This window comes from Xanthomonas sp. SHU 308 (assembly GCF_000364645.1).
GTDB classification, from domain to species: domain Bacteria; phylum Pseudomonadota; class Gammaproteobacteria; order Xanthomonadales; family Xanthomonadaceae; genus Xanthomonas_A; species Xanthomonas_A sontii.
The window spans coordinates 1-1,168 of the sequence record NZ_AQOK01000547.1 but is presented as its reverse complement, the minus strand read 5'-3'; the positions used below and the strand labels follow the sequence as shown (position 1 = coordinate 1,168).

The following is a 1,168-nucleotide window of genomic DNA, read 5'->3' as shown; positions in this document are numbered from 1 at the left end:
GATGTCGCCGACGCGGAATTCCTTGATCTTGTTGTACGCGTAGGTTTCCGGATAGTCGCGCACCATCGCCCGGCCCAGCAGCGCCAGATCGTAGGCGGTGGTGTAGTGGCCTTCGGCCGACAGGCCGTGGGCGTTGACGAAGTGCGAGCCGGTCATGCCGATCTTCTTCGCGTACTCGTTCATCAGCGACGCGAAGGCTTCCTCGCTGCCGGCGGTGTGTTCGGCCAGCGCGATCGCCGCGTCGTTGCCGGACTGGATCGCCATGCCCTTTTCCATGTCTTCCAGGCGCGCGGTCTTGTTGACCGGGAAGCCGCTGTAGCTGCCGTCGGTGCCGGCACCGCCCTCGCGCCAGGCGCGCTCGCTGAGCATGACCTGGTCGTCGCGGGTGATCTTGCCCAGCTTCAGTTCGGCCGCGATCACGTACGAGGTCATCACCTTGGTGATGCTGGCCGGGGCCACGCGTTCGTGTTCGTTCTCGCCGGCCAGCACCTGGCCGGTGGCGTAGTCCATCAGCACCCAGGACTTGGACACGGCCGGCTTGGGCGCGGGCGGGATCGCCACGGTGGCCGGAGCGGCGGCGGCAGCGGCCGGCGGCGCGGGAACCGGGCCGGGCGTCTGCGCGGAAACCAGGCCGACGGCGAACGTGGCCACGGCAGCGACGGCGAAGCGGAATTTCATCTAAAACGACTCCTGGCGGGCCCGAAGGCCGATGGAAAACGCGACATTGTAGGCCGAGCCGGCGCCCGGGCAGGCGCGTTGCGGGCACGCGCGCGAACCGGCGTTAAGCCATCGGCGCGCCGAACGCCCGCCGTGGCGGGCGCGCTACCTCAATCCTTGACGATCTGCGGCCGGCCGAAGCCGAGGCCGGCGATGCGCGTGGCCAACTCGGCGGCGCGGCCATGGTCCTCGGCCGCCACCCGCAGCCGCCACAGGGTGCGGCCACCGGAGACGATGTCGCTGATGCTGGCGCCGACGATGCCGGCCGAGGCCAACTGCGACAGCGCGCGGTTGGCGTTCTCGCGACTGGCGAAGCTGGCCACCTGCAGCAGGATGCCGAGCGGCCCGCGCGCGCTGTCGTCCTCTGCGCGCGACGCGGCGCTGGCGACCGGTGCGGGAGGCGCTGCCGGCGTCGCCACTGCGACGGTCGGGGCGGCCACGGTGGCGGTAG

2 protein-coding genes are annotated in these 1,168 nt (G+C 71.0%); both read right to left on the bottom strand.

Annotated features, from left to right (window positions below; all coding sequences use genetic code 11):
- The coding region (locus D588_RS0116205) for a D-alanyl-D-alanine carboxypeptidase family protein (protein WP_017916718.1) at positions 1 to 678 on the bottom strand (678 nt) is incomplete at its 3' end.
- A 149-nt stretch (positions 679 to 827) separates the two neighbouring features.
- The coding region (locus D588_RS25070; protein WP_232764315.1) for an SPOR domain-containing protein at positions 828 to 1,168 on the bottom strand (341 nt) is incomplete at its 5' end.